Source organism: Streptomyces enissocaesilis, from assembly GCF_039533765.1.
Classification (GTDB): domain Bacteria; phylum Actinomycetota; class Actinomycetes; order Streptomycetales; family Streptomycetaceae; genus Streptomyces; species Streptomyces enissocaesilis.
Genome location: NZ_BAAAUD010000043.1, coordinates 1 through 19,362 on the forward strand (window position 1 = coordinate 1; position 19,362 = coordinate 19,362).

Here is a 19,362-nt window from a genome sequence, read left to right on the forward strand (position 1 = left end):
CCCGCCGGTTCCGGCGGCGCGCGCGGCCAGGTCGCGGGCTCCGGTCCGCGTGCGGCGCTGCCCGGGCGCGACGGGGGCCAGGGGCCCGGCCAGGGCGGCCAGGCCGGCGGTCTTTCCGGTGCCTTCGGCGGCAGCCGGCAGGCCGGCAACCGTGAGCAGCGTCCCGGCGTACGCCAGAACGCCTTCCAGAAGAGCGACCCCGCCCAGGGCGGCCAGGGCGGCGGTGCGCAGCAGCAGCCCCGTGGCGGCCGGCATGCCGAACTGCCCGGCTCCGCCGCCCCGCAGCGTCCGGCGCGTCCGCAGGCCACCAGCTGGGGCACCGACCAGCCGCGCGGTCACGAAGAGGCCGCGGACCGGCAGGGCCCCGGCTCGACCGCCGAGTTCCAGCGGCCGGACTTCGACGGACCGCCGCCCGCGTCCACGGGCCTGTTCGAGCGTTCCGACGTGCGCGGCCCCGTGGACCAGCAGGCGACCGGGCAGTACGAGCGCCCCGGCGCCCGCGGTGCGCAGGACCCCGCGTCCACGGGCCGGTTCGCCGGGCCCGAGGCGCACGCCCCGCAGGGCAACGGCCCGGCCGGCCCGTACCAGCGGCCCGAGCTCCAGGCTCCGCAGGACGCCGCGTCCACCGCGCAGTTCGCCGGGCCGGACTTCGGCGCCCCGCAGCAGGCCGGCCTGGCGGGCGCCTACGGCGGCCAGGCCCAGCCGCACGGTCAGGGGCAGCGCCCGGACCAGGGCCTTCCCCAGGGCGGGCCCCAGGACCTCGGTCCCGTGGCACCGCGCCGGCACGGCCGCGAGAACGCCGCGAACCCCGGCGCCGCGCCGCGTCCGCCCGTCGCGGGCCTGCCTCCGCAGCACGAGCTGCCGCCCGCCCCCGGCCCCGGTGACGGGCGTACGCCGCTCTTCGACACGCTCGAGTCGAACTGGTTCCAGCAGGGCGAGCAGCAGACCCCCGGCGTACCCCAGCGGCCCCAGCAGCAGTCCGGGCGGCCGGTGCAGCAGTCCTCTGCCGCGCACGCCGCCACCCCACCGGTGCCGCAGCGCGCCCAGGCGCGCGACACGGGTGCCGCGAGCAGCACCACCAACGGTACGAACGCCACCAACGGCGCCGCCTGGCGCACCTCGCCGAACGACGAACTCGTAAAGCAGGCCGAGCGGGTCAAGAAGCCCGCAGCCGGCGGTGTCACGACCTCGGGTCTGCCGCGACGCGTCCCCCGCGCCAATCTGGTGCCGGGCACCGCGCAGCAGCAGAACCACCAGACCGGTCCGCAGGTCTCGCGTGCGCCTGACGACGTACGCGGCCGGCTGACCAATCTTCGTCGGGGTATCCAGCAGGGTCGCCAGGCCGGCAGCAACGGCTCGACGACCGGCAGCTTCACCATTGACCCCACTCACCAGCAGGAGCGTTAGTTGAGTCCGATGAGCCAGGCGGCCCAGAACCTGAACTGGTTGATCACCAACTTCGTGGACAACACCCCAGGGGTGTCCCACACCGTGGTGGTCTCCGCCGACGGACTCCTTCTGGCGATGTCCGAAGGCTTCCCTCGCGACCGTGCCGACCAGCTGGCGGCCGTGGCCTCCGGCCTGACCTCGCTGACCGCGGGGGCGTCCCGGATCTTCGAGGGCGGGGCTGTGACCCAGACCGTCGTCGAGATGGAGCGCGGCTTCCTCTTCCTCATGTCCGTGTCCGACGGCTCCTCGCTGGCCGTGCTCGCCCATCCCGACTGCGACATCGGCCTGGTCGGCTACGAGATGGCGCTGCTGGTCGACCGGGCCGGCAGCGTCCTCACCCCGGACCTCCGTGCGGAGCTTCAGGGCAGCCTTCTCCACTAGGACGCGCACCGCAGGTATTGCCGAGAACAGACCGTAAAGGCCGCGCACAGCCCCCCCACCCCGGCCCCGTCAGACGACAGGCCCATCCCCTGTTGTCATGCCCGGAGGATCGATCCATGACCCCGCCCCCCGCTTCTCGCGATCCGTACGGGACGCGTTACGACGCGTCGTACGACCACGAGGGCGACCAGCCGCTGGTACGTCCGTACGCGATGACCGGCGGCCGGACCCGGCCGCGCTACCAGCTCGCCATCGAGGCGCTGGTCAGCACCACCGCCGATCCCGCACACCTGTCCACGCTGCTCCCCGAGCACCAGCGGATCTGCCACCTGTGCCGTGAGGTCAAGTCGGTGGCGGAGGTGTCGGCGCTGCTGTCGATGCCGCTCGGTGTCGCACGGATCCTCGTCGCCGACCTGGCCGAGGCCGGCATGGTGGCCATCCACCAGCCGGGCAATGGAGAGGCCGGCGGCACGCCGGACGTCACGCTGCTGGAAAGGGTGCTCAGTGGACTTCGCCAGCTCTAGCGGCGGGACGGCCCGCTCCACGACTTCCGCGAAGATCGTGGTGGCGGGTGGCTTCGGCGTGGGCAAGACCACGTTCGTCGGAGCCGTCTCGGAGATCGACCCGCTGCGCACCGAGGCCGTGATGACCAGCGCGAGCGCCGGCATCGACGACCTCACGCACACCGGTGGCAAGACGACGACGACCGTCGCCATGGACTTCGGCCGCATCACCCTGGACCAGGACCTGATCCTGTACCTCTTCGGTACGCCCGGTCAGGACCGCTTCTGGTTCATGTGGGACGACCTGGTGCGCGGTGCGATCGGCGCCGTGGTGCTGGTGGACACCCGCCGTCTCGCCGACTGCTTCCCCGCGGTCGACTACTTCGAGAACAGCGGGCTGCCGTTCGTCATCGCCCTCAACGGCTTCGAGGGGCACCAGCCGTACACGCCCGACGAGGTGCGCGAGGCGCTCCAGATCGGTCCGGGCACCCCGATCATCACCACCGACGCCCGTCACCGCGCGGACGCCAAGAGCGCGCTGATCACCCTCGTCGAGCACGCCCTGATGGCGCGACTCAAGTAGTCCGTTCAAGTAGTCCGTGCTATAAGGCAGTTGTCACAACGGCGCCCGGGGCGGACTGTGTCCTTCGACACTCTCCGCCCCGGTGTTCATAACGTTTCGAAAGAGAATTACTCCCTCACCGCCACCCCGCGCGTTCGTGCGGTGCCGCTGCGCTCACATTGACCCCGCCATTTGACGCCGCTCGCTCTTTTTGACCGTTTTATCTGAGGCTTACACCACTCGGAATGGCCGGTTCCTGCTGTTTGGAAGGCAGCCGCTTGCCGTGCTGGAATTCGTCGAACTCCCGAGTAGTACGGCCCTGAACGAGAAAAACGGCACAGCGTAGGTGCCGGCGCCGAGAGGTTGTTGGTCGAGTGAGGCGTAGCAAGACGAGCTCCGCACAGCAGCAGGCGCGGGGCAACTTCACCCCGCCGCCGCGAACAGCGACGTCGCCCGCGGCCTCGCCCACTGCTCCTGCCGCCCCCGTGAGCGGTGACAGCAACGGCAGCGGCCGGTTTTCGCCGCGCAACTGGCGTGTGCCCACCAAGCTGAACGCGATCCTGCTCATACCCGTGCTGGTCGGTCTCGTCATGGGCGGTTTCCAGGTCAAGGGGTCGATCGACACCTGGCAGGAAGCCCGGGACGCCGAGAAGACCGCGCTCCTGGTGCGCGCCGCCTCCGAGTACGGCCAGGCCCTGCTCAACGAGCGCGACCTGACCGCCGCCCCGCTCCTCCAGGGCAAGCGCACCAGTTCCGAGGTCACCGAGATCCGCGCCGAGACCGACGCGGCCGCGAAGAAGTTCCACGCGGCCACCAAGGACCTCCCGGACGGGCAGGGCCTCGAACGCCGTCTCGACCTCTTCGCGAAGGAGGAGCCCAAGCTCCCCGCGCTGCGCAAGGCCGCGTACACCCAGGCCTTCGACCCGGTGAAGACCGAAGAGGGCTACACCGCCGTCCAGCACTCCCTGATGGAGCTGTCGAACGAGCTCGGCCTGGGCACCGGCAACATCACCGCCTACGGCCGTACGGTCTACGCCATCCAGCTGGCCAAGGCCGCCGAGTCGCTCCAGCGCTCCATCGGCATGCACCTCCTGATCCGCCCGAGCGGCGACCCGGAGAAGTTCGCGCAGCAGACGGTCGCCTTCAACTCGTACAGCTACATGGAGCAGATCGCCCTCGGCGAGTACGTCTCCGGCGGTACGCAGGAGGACACCGACAAGCTCAAGCAGGTCATGAAGGAGAAGGCGGAGGACGGCGCCAAGAAGCTCGCCGACGCCAAGCACCAGGCCGACCAGGCCGGTGTCCCCTTCAAGGCCCCGCCGAACAAGGGCGGTTCGGTCTTCGACGGCATGGTCGAGCAGATCGGCAAGGGCAAGCCGGCCGGCCTGAAGCAGAAGGGCGTCACGCCCGAGTTCTGGATGGCCGCCGCCACCGCCAAGTTCGAGGGCTACAGCGAGATCGAGACCGGCCTCGTCGACAAGGCCGTGAACGAGGCCGCCACGATCTCGTCCGACGCCAGGACCGACGCCATCGTCAACGGTCTCGTCGTGGTCATCGCGCTGCTCGCCTCGGTCCTCCTGGCCGGCATGATGGCCCGCCAGATGAGCAGTGCGATGAGCCGGCTGCGGACCGCCGCCTTCGGCATCGCCGAGCAGCGCCTGCCGTCGCTGGTCGACCAGCTCTCCCGTACGGAGCCGGGCCGCGTCGACACCCGCGTGGAGCCGATCCCGATCACCACGCGCGACGAGATCGGCGAGGTCGCCCGCGCCTTCGACCAGGTGCACCGCGAGGCCGTCCGGCTCGCCGCCGAGCAGGCCATGCTGCGGGGTAACGTCAACGCGATCTTCACCAACCTCTCGCAGCGCAACCAGTCCCTGATCGAGGGCCAGCTGACCCTGATCACGCACCTGGAGAACAACGAGGCCGACCCGGACCAGCTGGAGAACCTCTTCAAGCTGGACCACCTCGCGACCCGTATGCGCCGCAACGGCGAGAACCTCCTCATCCTCGCGGGCGAGGAGCCCGGCCGCCGCTGGAACCAGCCGGTCCCGCTCGTCGACGTGCTCCGCGCCGCCTCCTCCGAGGTGGAGATGTACGAGCGCATCGAGCTCAGCGGCGTACCGGACTCGGAGATCCACGGCCAGGCCGTGACCGACCTCGTGCACCTGCTCGCGGAGCTGCTGGAGAACGCCACCACCTTCTCGTCGCCGCAGACGAAGGTGCGTGTCACCGCGACCCGGCTGCCCGACGGCCGCGTCATGATCGAGATCCACGACAAGGGCATCGGCCTCACCGCCGAGGACTTCGCGGACATCAACCACAAGCTGGCGAACCCGCCGACCGTGGACGCCACCGTCTCGCAGCGCATGGGCCTGTTCGTGGTCGGCCGTCTCGCGGACCGGCACAGCATCCGCGTCCAGCTGCGCCCCTCGGGCGAGCAGGCCGGCACCACGTCGCTGGTCATGCTGCCGGACGCCATCACCCACGGTGGCGGTGGCGACGCGCAGCAGGACGACTTCACGGTCTCCTCGATCATCCCCGAGCAGCAGCAGTCCGCTTTCGAGAGCGCCCCGATGCGCACCGCGGCCGAACTCGGTTTCGACGACTCGCGCTACGGCTCCGAGGAGCCCGACGAGGCACAGCTGGACCCGGTGGGCCGCTCGCTGATGCGCGAGGAGCGGCGTGCCCAGCTGGGGGCCCAGGTCACCGGCGACCGTCCGCTGTTCCGTGACGAGGTACCGCAGCAGGCGTCGTACGAGGACCCGCAGCAGGCGTCGTACGAGGACCCGCAGCAGCAGTACGAGCAGCAGCCCCAGCAGTCGGCGTACGACCAGCAGGGGTACGACGACTACCCGGCCTACCCGGCGTATCCGGAGGCCGAGTACCAGGAGCCCGCGGCACCGCAGGCGACGTACGAAAGTTCGTACGATTCCACGTCTCACCAGGGGAACTGGCCGGATCAGGGCTCCTACAACGGTTCGTACGAGCAGGGGTTCGGAACGGAACCGGAATCTGCGCAGGACGTTCCCCCGAACGGCCCGGAACGCGTAGGCTTCGACCGTCCGGGTACCGCCCCGGCCCCCGCCCACGAGTTGACCGACGCGGGCCTTCCGCGGCGCGGCGGCCAGCAGCACTGGCAGCCCTCCGGGGAGCCGGCCGGCCGGCCCGCCGGACAGGAAGCCACGCAGCGGCAGGCCGTCGCCCGGCAGCCGCAGCAGGACGCGCAGCAGCAGGGTGAGGACGGGAAGGGCGGCACCGACGACTGGCGCTCGTCGAACGACGAGCGCTGGCAGCGGGCGGAGAAGCTCCGTGAGCCCAAGGCGGGCGGAGTCACCTCCTCCGGTCTCCCCCGGCGGGTGCCCAAGGCCAATCTGGTCGAGGGAACCGCGGAGCAGACCCCGCAGGGCGGCCCCCAGGTCTCCCGCGCTCCCGAGGACGTACGGGGCAGGTTGAGCAACCTGCGCCGCGGCGTCCAGCAGGGGCGCAACGCGGGAACGGACACGAACACAGCGGCCACTTACGATCAGCACGGTGGCCATGGCAACACCTACAACCAGGAGCGTTAGTGTGAGCCCGATGAGCCAGGCGGCGCAGAATCTGAACTGGTTGATCACCAACTTCGTGGACAACACCCCCGGGGTGTCCCACACGGTGGTGGTCTCCGCCGACGGACTCCTGCTGGCAATGTCCGAGGGCTTCCCCCGGGACCGCGCCGACCAGCTGGCGGCCGTGGCCTCCGGCCTGACGTCGCTGACGGCGGGTGCCTCCCGGATCTTCGAGGGCGGCGCGGTCAACCAGACCGTGGTGGAGATGGAGCGCGGCTTCCTCTTCCTGATGTCGATCTCGGACGGTTCCTCATTGGCCGTACTGGCCCATCCGGAGGCCGACATCGGCCTCGTGGGCTACGAGATGGCCCTCCTGGTGGACCGGGCCGGCAGCGTCCTCACTCCGGACCTCCGTGCCGAGCTGCAGGGAAGTCTTCTCAACTAACAGACAGACAGTGCGCTGTGGCGGTCCCGGGCTTTAGGGTGCGGGAATGTGGCTCCACAGCAACAGGTGCCCGGCAGTCGGAGGAGGAAACGTGGCAACACCCCCGGAGGGTTCTTCGGCCAACTGGCCTTACGGCCAGGGCCAGAATCAGGGTGACACCTCGCAGAACAGGTTCAACTTCCCCTCCGCACCGAGCCGGGCCCAGCCGTACGAGCCGCCCCAGGCGCCGCAGCCTCCGCAGCAGCGACAGCCGCGCACCCAGCCGGCGCAGTCGCGACGGGCCCCCGCGCCCGCCGTCACCCAGGCGAACCACAACCCACTGGTTCGCCCGTACGCCATGACCGGCGGCCGCACCAGGCCGCGCTACCAGCTCGCCATCGAGGCACTGGTCAGCACCACGGCGGACCCGTCACGTCTGCAAGGGCAGCTGCCCGAGCACCAGCGGATCTGCCATCTGTGCCGGGAGATCAAGTCGGTTGCCGAGATCTCGGCGCTTCTCACCATCCCCCTCGGGGTTGCCCGGATCCTCGTCGCCGACCTGGCAGAGGCCGGACTTGTAGCCATTCACCAGCCCGGCGGCGACGAGTCCGCCGGCGGTCAGCCAGACGTGACACTGCTCGAAAGGGTGCTCAGTGGACTTCGCAAGCTCTAGCGGCGGAGCAGCCCGCTCCACAACCTCCGCGAAGATCGTGGTGGCGGGTGGCTTCGGCGTGGGCAAGACCACGTTCGTCGGAGCCGTCTCGGAGATCAACCCGCTGCGCACCGAGGCCGTGATGACCAGCGCGAGCGCCGGCATCGACGACCTCACGCACACCGGGGACAAGACCACCACCACGGTGGCCATGGACTTCGGCCGCATCACCCTGGACCAGGACCTGATCCTGTACCTCTTCGGTACGCCCGGTCAGGACCGCTTCTGGTTCATGTGGGACGACCTCGTGCGCGGTGCGATCGGCGCCGTGGTGCTGGTGGACACCCGCCGTCTCGCCGACTGCTTCCCCGCGGTCGACTACTTCGAGAACAGCGGGCTGCCGTTCGTCATCGCCCTCAACGGCTTCGACGGTCACCAGCCGTACAACCCCGACGAGGTGCGCGAGGCGCTCCAGATCGGCCCCGACACCCCGATCCTCACCACCGACGCCCGTCACCGCGCGGACGCCAAGAGCGCGCTGATCACCCTCGTCGAGCACGCCCTGATGGCGCGGCTCCGGTAGGAGGCCGGACACGGCGTACGCGTCGTATGCGGCGTACCGGCGCACGTACGGGAAAGGCCCCCGCCACTCCGAGGAGTGGACGGGGGCCTTCGTCGTACGCGCCGGGAACAGCGGGGCTGTTCAGCCCTGCCAGCTGTGCGGGGCACGGAAGCCCGGGGTGCGCTCCAGGCGCCGCCAGCCGGCCGTGGAGCGGCCGTGGTGGACCGGGGCCGCTTCGGAGCGGCCCGCGGCACGGGCCATCAGGATCGCGGTGATCGCGGCCAGCTCCTCGGGCTCGGCGTGGCCCTTCTCGACGCGCAGCAGGGATTCGTTCATGGAGGCGCTCCGTCTTCTTCGGGTTCTTCGCAGGGTCACTGCGGGGGGTTGCCGTGCTTGCGCGACGGCAGGTCGGCGTGCTTGTTGCGGAGCATCGCGAGGGAGGCGATCAGCACCTCGCGGGTCTCGGCCGGGTCGATCACGTCGTCGACCAGGCCGCGCTCGGCGGCGTAGTACGGGTGCATCAGCTCCGCCTTGTACTCCTTGACCATGCGGGCGCGCATGGCCTCGGGGTCCTCGGCCTCGGCGATCTGCTTGCGGAAGATGACGTTGGCGGCGCCCTCCGCGCCCATCACCGCGATCTCGTTGGTGGGCCAGGCGTAGGTGAGGTCGGCACCGATGGACTGGGAGTCCATGACGATGTACGCACCTCCGTAGGCCTTGCGCAGGATCAGCGAGATCCTCGGCACCGTGGCGTTGCAGTACGCGTAGAGCAGCTTCGCGCCATGGCGGATGATCCCACCGTGCTCCTGATCGACGCCCGGCAGGAAGCCGGGTACGTCCAACAGGGTGACGATCGGGATGTTGAACGCGTCGCACATCTGCACGAAGCGCGCGGCCTTCTCACTGGCCTCGATGTCCAGGACACCGGCCAGGGACTGCGGCTGGTTGGCGACGATGCCGACGACCTGGCCGTCCAGGCGGGCCAGCGCGCAGAGGATGTTGGTGGCCCAGCGCTCGTGGATCTCCAGGAAGTCGCCGTCGTCGACGAGCTCCTCGATGACCTTGCGCATGTCGTACGGGCGGTTGCCGTCGGCCGGGACCAGGTCCAGGAGCACGTCGGAGCGGCGGTCCGCCGGGTCCTGGGACTCGACGGTGGGCGGGTTCTCACGGTTGTTGGAGGGCAGCATCGAGATCAGGTAGCGGACCTCGGCGATGCAGGTCTCCTCGTCGTCGTACGCGAAGTGCGCGACGCCCGAGGTCTCGGCGTGCACGTCGGCGCCGCCGAGGCCGTTCTGGGTGATCTCCTCGCCGGTCACCGCGCGGACGACGTCCGGGCCGGTGATGAACATCTGCGAGGTCTCGCGGACCATGAAGACGAAGTCGGTCAGGGCCGGGCTGTAGGCCGCGCCGCCCGCGCACGGGCCGAGCATCACCGAGATCTGCGGGATGACACCGGAGGCGCGGGTGTTGCGCTGGAAGATGCCGCCGTAGCCGGCGAGCGCCGAGACGCCCTCCTGGATACGGGCGCCGGCGCCGTCGTTGAGGGAGACCAGGGGGGCGCCGGCCGAGATGGCCATGTCCATGATCTTGTGGATCTTGGTGGCGTGGGCCTCGCCCAGCGCGCCGCCGAAGATGCGGAAGTCGTGGGCGTAGACGAAGACCGTGCGGCCCTCGACCGTGCCCCAGCCGGTGATGACACCGTCGGTGTACGGCTTCTTGGCCTCCAGGCCGAACCCGGTCGCCCGGTGCCGGCGCAACTGCTCGACCTCCTTGAACGTGCCGGGGTCGAGCAGCAGCTCGATGCGCTCACGGGCGGTCAGCTTGCCCTTGGCGTGCTGGGCTTCGGTCGCCCGTTCACTGGGCCCGCGGCGGGCCTGCTCGCGCAGCGCGAGCAGTTCGGCCACCCGGCCACGGGCGTCGGTGGGCTCGCGCGGCGTCTCGTCCAAAACGGTCATGTACTGACCCTACGAAGATGCACAAGGAAAACAGGCCGTCGACTCTTCACAGTCTCCGGCCCGTTCTCCTGTCACCACTGGACAGAACCATCCACCCATGCAGCCTAAGTACCAGCCCAGAGCCGTCGCGGATTGTGGAGGTCCGACAAGGACCTCCTCCGCCGTCAGCTGAGAGACACCTCACAGCGGTGGGTCGCTCCGGCCGTGCCGGGCGTGATGCGGAGCTTCAGCGTACGGCCAGTGGACAGCACTTCGACGCCGGGGTCCTTCGTGACGACGCGGACGCCGTGGTGCTCCCAGGTGACCTCCAGCGGCCGTCCGGTGCGCGTCGGTTCGGCGACCGCGAGCGTGGCGGTGCGCCGCCCGCGCCGCACGAGCACGCTCGCCGGGGCCGTCGCCGTCAGCCGCTCCACCGTGCCCGGCTGCCAGAAGTTGGCGGCCGTGACGCCCAGGGAGCGGACGGTCACCGCCTGGACGGCGTGGGTGTTGGCGAGCACCTTCAGCCAGTCGCGGTCGGCCGAGCGGGCGGCGACGGTGCGGCGGGAGGCTCCCGGCATCAGGAGGTAGGCGTACGACGCGTCCACCGGGTCGGTGCCGTGGTCGAGCCAGAGGGTCTGGTAGCGGCGGGTCCGGCGTTCGGTGGTGCTGGTGGTGTTGATGTCGCTCCAGGAACCGGTGCGGTCCTCACGCAGGGTCTTCAGGTCCGCGCCGCCGGGGAAGACCCAGCCGCCGTGTCCTTCGAGGTGGGCCCAGCGAGGAGTGGCGTGGCCGGTGTCGACCGTGAGCGGGTGCGTACCGCCTTCGCCGAGCATGCGGTTGTCGACGACCGTCTCGGCGGGTACGCCGTCGGTGGAGGTGATGCCGGCGCCGAGGCACACGACCGTATCGGCCAGGCAGAACCACGACTTGCGGGCTTCGAGGGTGGAACCGAGGCCCTTGAGGTGCTGGCCGACGGCGGCGAACTCGCCGTCGGTGGTACCGCCGACCCATGAGGCGGCGGGCTTCGGGGCGCCCCATTCGCCGCCCGCCCGGTCGGCGAGCCGCTTGGTGGACACGGTGGTCCCGGGGAGGCGGTAGAAGTCGACGGTGGGCCAGAACCAGTCTGTGTATTGGTCGTCCCGGCCGTTCTCCCTCTCCCCCGGCCACCAGTAGAGCATTCCGGCGCCGGTGTGCCAGCCGCGCGGGTTCTCGCCGTTGCCGCACTCGTAGTACGCGATCCGCTCCGAGGCCATCGCGATGCCGGCCGCCCAGCCGGGGCGCCGGTGCACGGCCCGGTCCATGGAGGCGAAGAGCTTGTGCGCGACGGGCTCGGGCGCGGCGGCCACGGGAGAGGCGGCGACGGCGTGCAGCCGGGAGAGGTCGGCGACGCTGAACTGCGGTGCGGTGAGGAGCGGCGTCGTACGGTCGCGCTCGATCCAGCCCTTGACCATCGCGGTCCAGCGCTCGCGCTCGGCGGGAGAGGCTCCGCCCGCGAGGAGCGGGATGGCGGCGATCAGGCCCTGGCCGTGGAAATGGTCGCTGCGCATGGCCTTGCGGTCGTCGCTCTTGAGGTAACCCCGGCTGATGGCACGGCCGTTGACGCTGTCCATCATCAGGCCGTTGTAGATGAGCGGTGCGTAGGCGTTCTCGACGGAGTCGAGGATGATCTGGCGGTTCGGGTCGGTGACGGCCCAGGTGGAGCCGGCGAGGAGGGTGAAGAGGCGGCCGAGGCCGTCGAGCATGACCTGGCCGTACGTACCGGAGTAGGCCACCCAGGTGTGCTGGACGAAGGAGCCGTCGGCGTACAGGCCGTCGCCCTTGGTCACGTACGGGAAGACGGGCGAGAGGGCGTCGCGGGCGAGGGCGATCTTCGCCGGGCTGCGGCCGATGACGCCGCGCAGGGCGACGGAGCGGCAGAGGTCGACGCGGTTGGCGCCGGTGCTCGTGCCGGAGTAGTTCTTCAGCACCGAGTCCGGGACGAAGTGGTCGACGGCGGCGCAGGCGGCCTGGCGCCGGTCGCCGCCGAGCTCGTCGTGGAGGGCGGCGACGATGTCCATGAGGAGGCGGGGGCTGCCGATCTGCCACTCCCACCAGTTGCCGTAGCGGGTGGTGGAGGGGTTGTAGACGGTGGTGGAGAGATGGTCGAGCCCCTTGAGGACGTCGGCGAGGAGGGCGGCGTCGGCGGTGAGGCCGGTGCCGGGCTGGAGGTATGCCTGGGTCATGGTCCACAGACGGCTGTAGCTCTGGGTGATGCCGGCCGGCGGGTCGAAGGTGTGGCCGGGCCACAGGGAGTCACCGGCCGGGGCCATGGCGGCGTGGAAACCGGCGGCGAGACGGCCGGTCTCCTTCAGGCGCGAGGCGTACGGCTCGGTGGCCGGGTCGAATCCGGTGCCGAGCGAGAGCTCGGCCCAGCGCAGGCGGAGCGTCTCGTACTCGTCGGCGCTGCCCGCCGCCCGCGCGGGGGCGTGGCCGGCGAGGGCCGGGCCGAGTGCGGTGGCGGAGGTGGTGGTGAGGAAGACACGGCGGGACCAGGCGGACGGGAGCGGCACGAGGGCCTCCGGAGCTGGAGTGGTGTAGACCTGTGCCCGCTGGTGTAGCACGGCGCTCCGGGAGCAATCAATGGTCGTGCGAGCATTGGGGGAAAGCGCTTGCCCCCGGGCGGGTGCGGCGCGGGGGGCCGTGGGTGCGGCGCGGGTGGCCCGCGGTGCTTTCCCGCGGGGCCGTGGGGTGGCTCCGCCCCGCCCCGGGCCCCGCTCCCCGATCGCCGGAGAGGGCTCCGTGTGAACCTGTCCGGCGATCGAGGACGCGCCCGTTCCGGGGACCGGCCGGGTCAGTCCGCGCGGTGGAAGCGGGCGTTGCCCCAGTCCGCGCGGTCGTTGCCCGGGCCGTCGCCGCCGCCCCCGGTCAGCAGGTCGACGTGCTTCGCTCCCGCCATGTCGGGCGTCGATGGCCGCGCGTGGCCCGCCGCCCGCAGTACCGGCGGCTTCACTCTCTCCACGCCATCGGCGGCGACGGCGAACCGCACGTTGCCGCGCGTCCCCCGGGAGTCCTCCCGGCCCACCTGCGCGGTGCGGGACGCGCACTTCCCGCCCGGGTGGGGATGGGTCCTCCCCGGTGGCGCGGCGCCGAGCCCCCTGGCGCACACGGCGCCGTCGACGAACGTCGTGGCCCGCCCGGTGACGGGCGGCTCCGCTTCGGTCTCGACGCCCTCCAGTGCGGGGAGGAGGGTGTACGCGGCGCTGCCGGCGGCCGGCTCGCCGCCCTCGCCCTCGACGGCGTACGCCTTGCCGTTGGGCGTCACGCCGGTGACCGGTTCCGTACCGCCGGGGAGCCGGGCGCCGCCCGCCCGGTCCGGGCGGGAGAGGGCCCGCGGGAAGTCCTGGGCCACGGCGGCCGAGAGCCGCGCGGAGCCGATGACGGTGCCGACGGACGAGGTGGCCGCGAGAGCGCACGCCGCTCCGGGCAGCGGCAGTCCGAGAACCGCTGCCCGGAGGACCAAGTGGCTCAGCAGCCGCCGCAGTTGTAGTACGTCACGTCCCAGTGGTCGCCCTCGTCGGCGTAGATGTTCCCGGACCCGGACTTCCACTGCGGGGCCCCGTCGCCGCGGACACCGATGTAGGTGAAGGTGTTCTTGATGTAGTTCCCGACGCACGTGTACTTGGAGTAGTCGAGCTTGTAGCCGTTCCAGTGGGAGTACGTGCCGCCGGCGTGCCCGGTCTCGGTGCCGCCGGTGATGTTGAGGGCGCAGCCGCTGGCGCTCTTGAGGGTCTGCGCGCCCTGCGCGGACGCGAGGTTGAGCTGCTCGAACGACGTACAGGTCGGGTTGTTGCGGTCCGAGCAGCCGCCGGACGACGACCAGGTGATTCCGGACGAGCGGAACATCGAGGTCGCGGTGGAGTGGCTGATCTTGGTGGCGGCGTGCGCGTCGGTCGCGCCGCCGACGACGCCGAAGCCGGGCGCGAAGAGCGCGCCGAGTACGAGGGCGAACACGCTGAGGACGGAGCGGATTCTCACGAGGTTTTCCTCCTGCTGGGTGACCGTGGTGGACCTGAGGTCTTACGGAACGGCTGTGCAGGTGGAGCAAGGAGATGGTGCCCGAGTTCTACGCGCGTTCGCCAGAGGGCGTCACCATTAGATGTTGAAAATTGAACGGCATAGGGCTACAGTCAATCTCGTTGAAGGTTAAACAACCGGATCGCACATCACCCGAGGAGGAGCCATGGCTCTGTTCAACCGCAGGAACGACACCCCGGCCGCGTCCGCGGCCACCGCCACCCTCGCGGTGAACCCGGCCCTGGCCGCCCTGACCGGCGAGTACACCATCGACCCGGCGCACAGCAGCATCGGCTTCACGGTCCGCCACGCCATGGTGACCAACGTCCGCGGCAGTTTCGCCGACCACGAGGGCACGCTGAGCCTGGACGGCTCCGACCCGTCCCGCTCCGCCGCGGCGATCGACGTCCGGATCGCCAGTATCGACACCGGCATCGGCGACCGCGACGGCCACCTGCGCGGCAGCGACTTCTTCGACGCGGAACGGTTCCCCCTCATGACCTTCCGTTCCACATCGGCGGAGCGGCTCGGCGGTGACACCTACCGGATCGTCGGCGACCTGACCATCAAGGACGTCACCAGGCCGCTCGCCGTCGACCTGGAGTTCAACGGCTCCGCCACGGACGTGTACGGCAACGAGCGCGTCGGTTTCGAGGGCAGCGCGGAGATCCTGCGCTCCCACTGGGGCCTGACCTGGAACGCGGCACTGGAGACGGGCGGCGTGATGGTCAGCGACAAGATCAAGCTGACCTTCGACATCTCCGCCGTCAAGAACGCGGCTGCGCGGTCCTGATCCGGCCGTCGGAAAAGACGGACGGCCTCTTGACTCAGGCGAAATCGGGAGGAAAATTCTTAATACACCAGGAAACCGGAGCGAGCCGCACGGTTGACGGAGACGTTCGTCGACTTGCGTGACGACCCACTCGCAGGCTCTGGCCAGGCCCCCGGCAGATCCTCCCGGGTGCCGGAGCTTTCAGCGACGGCTGGAACTCACGGCAACGGGACGGACTGCCGGGGACTGCATGTGTTCAGCCTCTGCATGTGTTCAGCCCCTTCGCGCCCTTCGCGCGTCCAGACCTTTCGCGTGTCCAGGCCCTTCGCGCCCTTCTCACGCTCTTCGCGCCGCGACGGCGTCCGACGCCGGAGCGATCCGGACGGCATGGCCGGACTGCGCGGCGGACCGCCGCGGGTGAGCGTCCCCGCGGCGGCCGATGCCGAGAGCAGAGACCGGCCGCCGAACGCCTTGCCGTCAGAGGCCCGGAAGCCTCGACCTCAAGGAGTCTCAGAAGCCTCCGCCGCCGAAGTCGCCCCCGCCGCCGAAGCCACCGCCGAAGTCGCCTCCGCCGCCGAAGTCACCGGCGTTGAAGTCGCCGCCCGAGAAGTCGCCTCCCTCGTAACCGCCGAAGCCCGGGTCGGCGTACGCGGGGGTGGAGAGCATCGAGCCGAGCATCGTGCCCATCAGCAGGCCGGGCAGGAGGACGCCGCCGTAGTAGCCGCCTATCCACGGGGTGTACGCCGGACCCGCCTCCCAGTACGGGCGGCGGCCGTCCGCCGTCTCGACCATGCGCGACATCGGGTCCTGGCCCTCGGCCAGCCGGGTCGCGTCCGCGGCGCAGACCGGCACCCTGCGGGTGACGCCGCCGGCCGGGGCCCAGTCGGCGTCGGCCGTGGAGGGGCCGTGGCGCGGGTCGAAGAAGCAGGGCGGGCGGCGTTCGGGAAGCGGCCTGCCCTCGCGGCGCGCGGTGAGCACGGCGAGCGAGAAGCGGCCGTCCTCCAGCGCCTCGGTGACGCCCCGGACGTCCTCGGCCCTCGCCGCCTTCGCCATGATCGACTTGGCCTTCTCGTACGCGTCCAGGGCGCGTTCGTAGTCGGCGCGCATCGCGTCGTCCGCGCCGGGCTCGGCGGGATGGAAGTCGAGGCGGTCGAGCGTCTCGCCGAACGCGGTGATGTCCTCGTCGACGACCACCCGCACCTTCTCCAGCGCGGCCCGCTCCCGCACCGCCCGCCGCTGGTGATTGCGCCGCGACAGCAGCAGCACACCGGCGCAGCCGGCGACGAGCACCAGGCCGAACGTCACCAGGCCGACGACGGACGACGGCCCCGCGGCACCGTCCCAGGTGTCGGGGGCGCCGCCCCTGGCCTGTTCGATGGCGTCGTCGACGAAGGCGTTCAGCTGGGTGACGGCGTCGCTGCCGCCCGCCGGCTCGACGGAGGCGGTGAGGTTGGCGACCGCCTGGCGCGACATCACGGCGCGGTCGGCGCCCGCGTCGAAGGCGTCGCCGAGCCTGACGGCGTAGACCCCGGTGATCCCGGTCCTGGTCCGCAGGTCCGCCAGCAGACCGTCCTCCGGGAACCCCGCGCCCTGCGGGAGTACGGCGACGAAGACCGGCTTCCCGGCGTCGAGGATCTTCTCCTCCAGCGCCTCGGCCTCACGGGGCGGCAACTGGTCTCTGGCGCGCTGATCGACGTACACGGGCGACGCGCGCAGCGAATCCGCCACGGCGTCCAGCCCCGTGGCGGCCTGCGCGCCCGGCGCCACGGCGAGTACGGCGGCCGCCACGGAGAGCAGCAGCCCGGACAAGGTGGAGAACAGTCGTGTCCTCATGCTTAAAATCTACCCGAATGGGTGGATTTTAAGATAGATGCGTGAGGCTGCGGGTGGCTCCTCGTGGAGCCACCCGCACGTCCGCGCCTCCGCCCGCCCCGGTCTGCTCCCTACTCCGCCGGCTCGACGCCCGCCTTCAGGAGGCCGTACGTGTACGCGTCCTCCAGCGCCTGCCAGGACGCCGCGATCACGTTCTCGCCGACGCCGACCGTGGACCAGTCGCCCTCGCCGTCGCCCGTGGTGATCAGCACCCGGGTCGTGGACTCCGTGCCGTGCTTGCCCTCCAGGATGCGGACCTTGTAGTCGACCAGCTCCAGCTTGGCGAGCTGCGGGTAGATCCGCTCCAGGCCGACGCGCAGGGCTCGGTCGAGGGCGTTGACCGGGCCGTTGCCCTCCGCCGTGGCGACGATGCGCTCGCCCTTGGCCCACAGCTTCACCGTGGCCTCGTTGGCGTGGGTGCCGTCGGGGCGGTCCTCGACGATGGCCCGCCACGACTCCGTACGGAAGTAGCTGACGGCGCGGCCCCGGGCCTCCTCGCGCAGCAGGAGTTCGAAGGAGGCGTCGGCCGCTTCGTAGGTGTAGCCCTTGAGCTCGCGCTCCTTGACGCGCGCGACGACGCGGCCGACCAGTTCGCGGTCGCCGCCCAGGTCGACGCCGAGTTCCTTGCCCTTGAGCTCGATGGAGGCACGGCCCGCCATGTCGGAGACGAGCATCCGGATGTGGTTGCCGACCAGGCCCGGGTCGATGTGCTGGTAGAGGTCGGGGTCGACCTTGATGGCGGAGGCGTGCAGGCCCGCCTTGTGGGCGAAGGCGGAGACGCCGACGTACGGCTGGTGGGTGGAGGGCGTGAGGTTGACGACCTCGGCGATGGCGTGCGAGATGCGGGTCATCTCGGTGAGCGCGCCGGCCGGGAGCACCTGCTTGCCGTACTTCAGCTCCAGGGCCGCGACCACGGGGAAGAGGTTGGCGTTGCCGACGCGCTCGCCGTAGCCGTTGGCGGTGCACTGCACGTGGGTGGCGCCCGCGTCGACGGCGGCGAGGGTGTTGGCGACGGCGCAGCCCGTGTCGTCCTGGGCGTGGATGCCCAGGCGCGCGCCGGTGTCGGCGAGGACGGTGGCCACGACGGCCTGGATCCGGGCGGGGAGCATGCCGCCGTTGGTGTCGCAGAGGATGACGACGTCGGCGCCGGCCTCCGAGGCCGCCCGTACCACCGACTTGGCGTACTCGGGGTTGGCGCGGTAGCCGTCGAAGAAGTGCTCGCAGTCGACGAAGACGCGGCGGCCCTGGGCGCGGAGGTACGCGACGGTGTCGCGGACCATCGCGATGTTCTCGTCGAGCGTGGTGCGCAGGGCGAGTTCGACGTGGCGGTCGTGGGACTTGGCGACCAGGGTGACGACAGGGGCGCCGGAGTCCAGGAGGGCCGCCACCTGCGGGTCGTCCTCGGCCCGGGCGCCGGGACGGCGGGTCGAACCGAAGGCCACGAGCTGCGCGTTCCTGAAGGTGATCTCGGCCTTGGCGCGGGCGAAGAACTCGGTGTCGCGCGGGTTGGCGCCGGGCCAGCCGCCCTCGATGAAGCCCACGCCGAAGTCGTCCAGGTGCCGGGCGATGGTCAGCTTGTCGGCGACCGTCAGGTTGATTCCTTCGCGCTGGGCGCCGTCGCGCAGCGTGGTGTCGAAGACGTGGAAACTGTCGTCGGGGCCTGAGGTGGTCATGGCTGTCTGGACTCCTGTCGAGTGGAAGGACTGGCTCCACTTGCCCCCATCATCGCGCGCGCCTCGCCCCGGCCGTGATGGGGCCGGGAAACGAAAAAACCTCTCGCGGGTGCGAGAGGTCTGCGCGCGGGTCTGGGGCACGGTGGCCGCACCGTACGGGGTGGTACGGGAGCGGTCACTGGGGACCGGCGCGCCTGCTGCCCATAATCATGGCGAACGAGAACACGGGGGCAGTTTGGCACGTTTGGTGCGGCGTGGTACTTCCGTCTCACGATGCGGGCGACGGGCAGTGCGGACGGCTGCGTTCGTATGTGCGTACGTACGAGAACGCTCAGCGGAGCGTCTCGTCGAGGAACTCGCCGATCTGGGCGAGGACCTGGGACCGCTCCGAGCCCGGCAGCCCCATCGCCACATGCGTGCTGAAGCCGTCGAGCAGCGCCCGTATCCGGGTCGCGAAACGGTCGGCGTCGACCACCGTGCGCAGTTCGCCGCGCGAGGCGCCCTCGACGAGCAGGGCCACCAGGTCCCGGTGCCAGGACAGCTCGATGTCGAGGAGGCGGGCGCGGGCCTCCTCGTCGACGGCGTGCGAACGGTTCCAGAGTTCGAGCCACAGCGCCCAGTGCGGATCGCGGGGCCCCGACGGCACGTACAGGTCGACGTACGCGTCGAGGCGCTCGCGGACCGGGACCTGCCGGGCGAGCGCGGCCCTGCGGTCCATGCCGAGCTGCTCCTCGCTCCATTCGAGCGTCTGCAGGAGCAGCTCGTCCTTGCTGCGGAAGTAGTAGAGGAGGTGCCCGCTGCTCATCCCCACCTCACGTCCGAGTCCGGCCATGGTCAGCCGCTCCAGCCCGTGCTCGGCGATGCTCGCCATGGCGGCGGCGAGCATCGTCTCGCGGGGCGGGGCGGGGTTGCGCCGACGGGGCGGCGGCGGCTTGGCGGGACCGGACGCGGACCCGGACGCGGACCCGGTCATGAGGCGT

At 70.9% G+C, this 19,362-nt stretch carries 16 protein-coding genes and 1 pseudogene; 9 read left to right on the plus strand and 8 right to left on the minus strand.

Features of this window, described 5'->3' with window-relative positions; all coding sequences use genetic code 11:
* The 8 genes and pseudogenes from ABD374_RS21975 to ABD374_RS22010 form a co-directional block, all read left to right on the plus strand.
* Positions 1 to 1,407: pseudogene (locus ABD374_RS21975) on the plus strand (histidine kinase); the annotation flags it as partial.
* A 9-nt stretch (positions 1,408 to 1,416) separates the two neighbouring features.
* Positions 1,417 to 1,830, plus strand: coding sequence for a roadblock/LC7 domain-containing protein (locus ABD374_RS21980; RefSeq protein WP_037649408.1), 414 nt, complete (start codon positions 1,417 to 1,419; stop codon positions 1,828 to 1,830).
* Between the two features lie 116 nt (positions 1,831 to 1,946).
* Positions 1,947 to 2,354 (plus strand): DUF742 domain-containing protein, encoded by a 408-nt coding sequence (locus ABD374_RS21985; RefSeq protein ID WP_344497308.1) that lies wholly within the window; start codon positions 1,947 to 1,949, stop codon positions 2,352 to 2,354.
* On the plus strand, positions 2,335 to 2,916 hold the full coding sequence (locus ABD374_RS21990) for a GTP-binding protein (protein WP_344497309.1): 582 nt from the start codon (positions 2,335 to 2,337) through the stop codon (positions 2,914 to 2,916). Before ABD374_RS21985 ends, ABD374_RS21990 begins: the two co-directional genes overlap by 20 nt.
* A gap of 353 nt (positions 2,917 to 3,269) precedes the next feature.
* Positions 3,270 to 6,461 carry a sensor histidine kinase gene (locus tag ABD374_RS21995; RefSeq protein ID WP_344497310.1) on the plus strand — a complete coding sequence of 1,064 codons (3,192 nt, stop codon included), beginning with the start codon at positions 3,270 to 3,272 and terminating at the stop codon, positions 6,459 to 6,461.
* A gap of 10 nt (positions 6,462 to 6,471) precedes the next feature.
* The gene (locus ABD374_RS22000) at positions 6,472 to 6,885 is read left to right on the plus strand and encodes a roadblock/LC7 domain-containing protein (protein ID WP_037649449.1); all 414 of its coding nucleotides are present in this window, start codon (positions 6,472 to 6,474) and stop codon (positions 6,883 to 6,885) included.
* Positions 6,886 to 6,976: 91 nt separating this feature from the next.
* The gene (locus ABD374_RS22005) at positions 6,977 to 7,537 is read left to right on the plus strand and encodes a DUF742 domain-containing protein (protein WP_344497311.1); all 561 of its coding nucleotides are present in this window, start codon (positions 6,977 to 6,979) and stop codon (positions 7,535 to 7,537) included.
* The gene (locus ABD374_RS22010; RefSeq protein ID WP_344497312.1) at positions 7,518 to 8,099 is read left to right on the plus strand and encodes a GTP-binding protein; all 582 of its coding nucleotides are present in this window, start codon (positions 7,518 to 7,520) and stop codon (positions 8,097 to 8,099) included. Before ABD374_RS22005 ends, ABD374_RS22010 begins: the two co-directional genes overlap by 20 nt.
* Before the next feature lie 120 nt (positions 8,100 to 8,219).
* Here the strand turns inward: ABD374_RS22010 and ABD374_RS22015 are convergent, their stop codons facing one another.
* The 5 genes from ABD374_RS22015 to ABD374_RS22035 all read right to left on the minus strand — a co-directional run bounded on the left by ABD374_RS22015 (position 8,220) and on the right by ABD374_RS22035 (position 14,026).
* On the minus strand, positions 8,220 to 8,414 hold the full coding sequence (locus tag ABD374_RS22015) for an acyl-CoA carboxylase subunit epsilon (RefSeq protein ID WP_093798852.1): 195 nt from the start codon (positions 8,412 to 8,414) through the stop codon (positions 8,220 to 8,222).
* 35 nt (positions 8,415 to 8,449) lie between these two features.
* Positions 8,450 to 10,033, minus strand: coding sequence for an acyl-CoA carboxylase subunit beta (locus ABD374_RS22020; RefSeq protein WP_344497313.1), 1,584 nt, complete (start codon positions 10,031 to 10,033; stop codon positions 8,450 to 8,452).
* 164 nt (positions 10,034 to 10,197) lie between these two features.
* On the minus strand, positions 10,198 to 12,561 hold the full coding sequence (locus ABD374_RS22025) for a polysaccharide lyase 8 family protein (RefSeq protein ID WP_344497314.1): 2,364 nt from the start codon (positions 12,559 to 12,561) through the stop codon (positions 10,198 to 10,200).
* A gap of 281 nt (positions 12,562 to 12,842) precedes the next feature.
* The gene (locus ABD374_RS22030; RefSeq protein ID WP_344497315.1) at positions 12,843 to 13,511 is read right to left on the minus strand and encodes an NPCBM/NEW2 domain-containing protein; all 669 of its coding nucleotides are present in this window, start codon (positions 13,509 to 13,511) and stop codon (positions 12,843 to 12,845) included.
* A gap of 5 nt (positions 13,512 to 13,516) precedes the next feature.
* Positions 13,517 to 14,026 (minus strand): hypothetical protein, encoded by a 510-nt coding sequence (locus tag ABD374_RS22035; protein WP_344497316.1) that lies wholly within the window; start codon positions 14,024 to 14,026, stop codon positions 13,517 to 13,519.
* A 205-nt stretch (positions 14,027 to 14,231) separates the two neighbouring features.
* On the opposite strand from ABD374_RS22035, the gene ABD374_RS22040 reads away from it, so the two are divergent.
* Entirely contained in the window at positions 14,232 to 14,858 is a 627-nt protein-coding gene (locus ABD374_RS22040) for a YceI family protein (RefSeq protein WP_344497317.1), read from the plus strand.
* Between the two features lie 489 nt (positions 14,859 to 15,347).
* On the opposite strand, the gene ABD374_RS22045 is transcribed toward ABD374_RS22040, so the two are convergent.
* The 3 genes from ABD374_RS22045 to ABD374_RS22055 form a co-directional block, all read right to left on the minus strand.
* The gene (locus tag ABD374_RS22045) at positions 15,348 to 16,670 is read right to left on the minus strand and encodes a hypothetical protein (protein ID WP_344497318.1); all 1,323 of its coding nucleotides are present in this window, start codon (positions 16,668 to 16,670) and stop codon (positions 15,348 to 15,350) included.
* A 110-nt stretch (positions 16,671 to 16,780) separates the two neighbouring features.
* Positions 16,781 to 18,382, minus strand: a complete 1,602-nt coding sequence (gene cimA, locus ABD374_RS22050) for a citramalate synthase (protein ID WP_344497319.1) — start codon at positions 18,380 to 18,382, stop codon at positions 16,781 to 16,783.
* 331 nt (positions 18,383 to 18,713) lie between these two features.
* Positions 18,714 to 19,355, minus strand: a complete 642-nt coding sequence (locus ABD374_RS22055; RefSeq protein ID WP_425577301.1) for a TetR/AcrR family transcriptional regulator — start codon at positions 19,353 to 19,355, stop codon at positions 18,714 to 18,716.
* Positions 19,356 to 19,362: the final 7 nt, after the last annotated feature.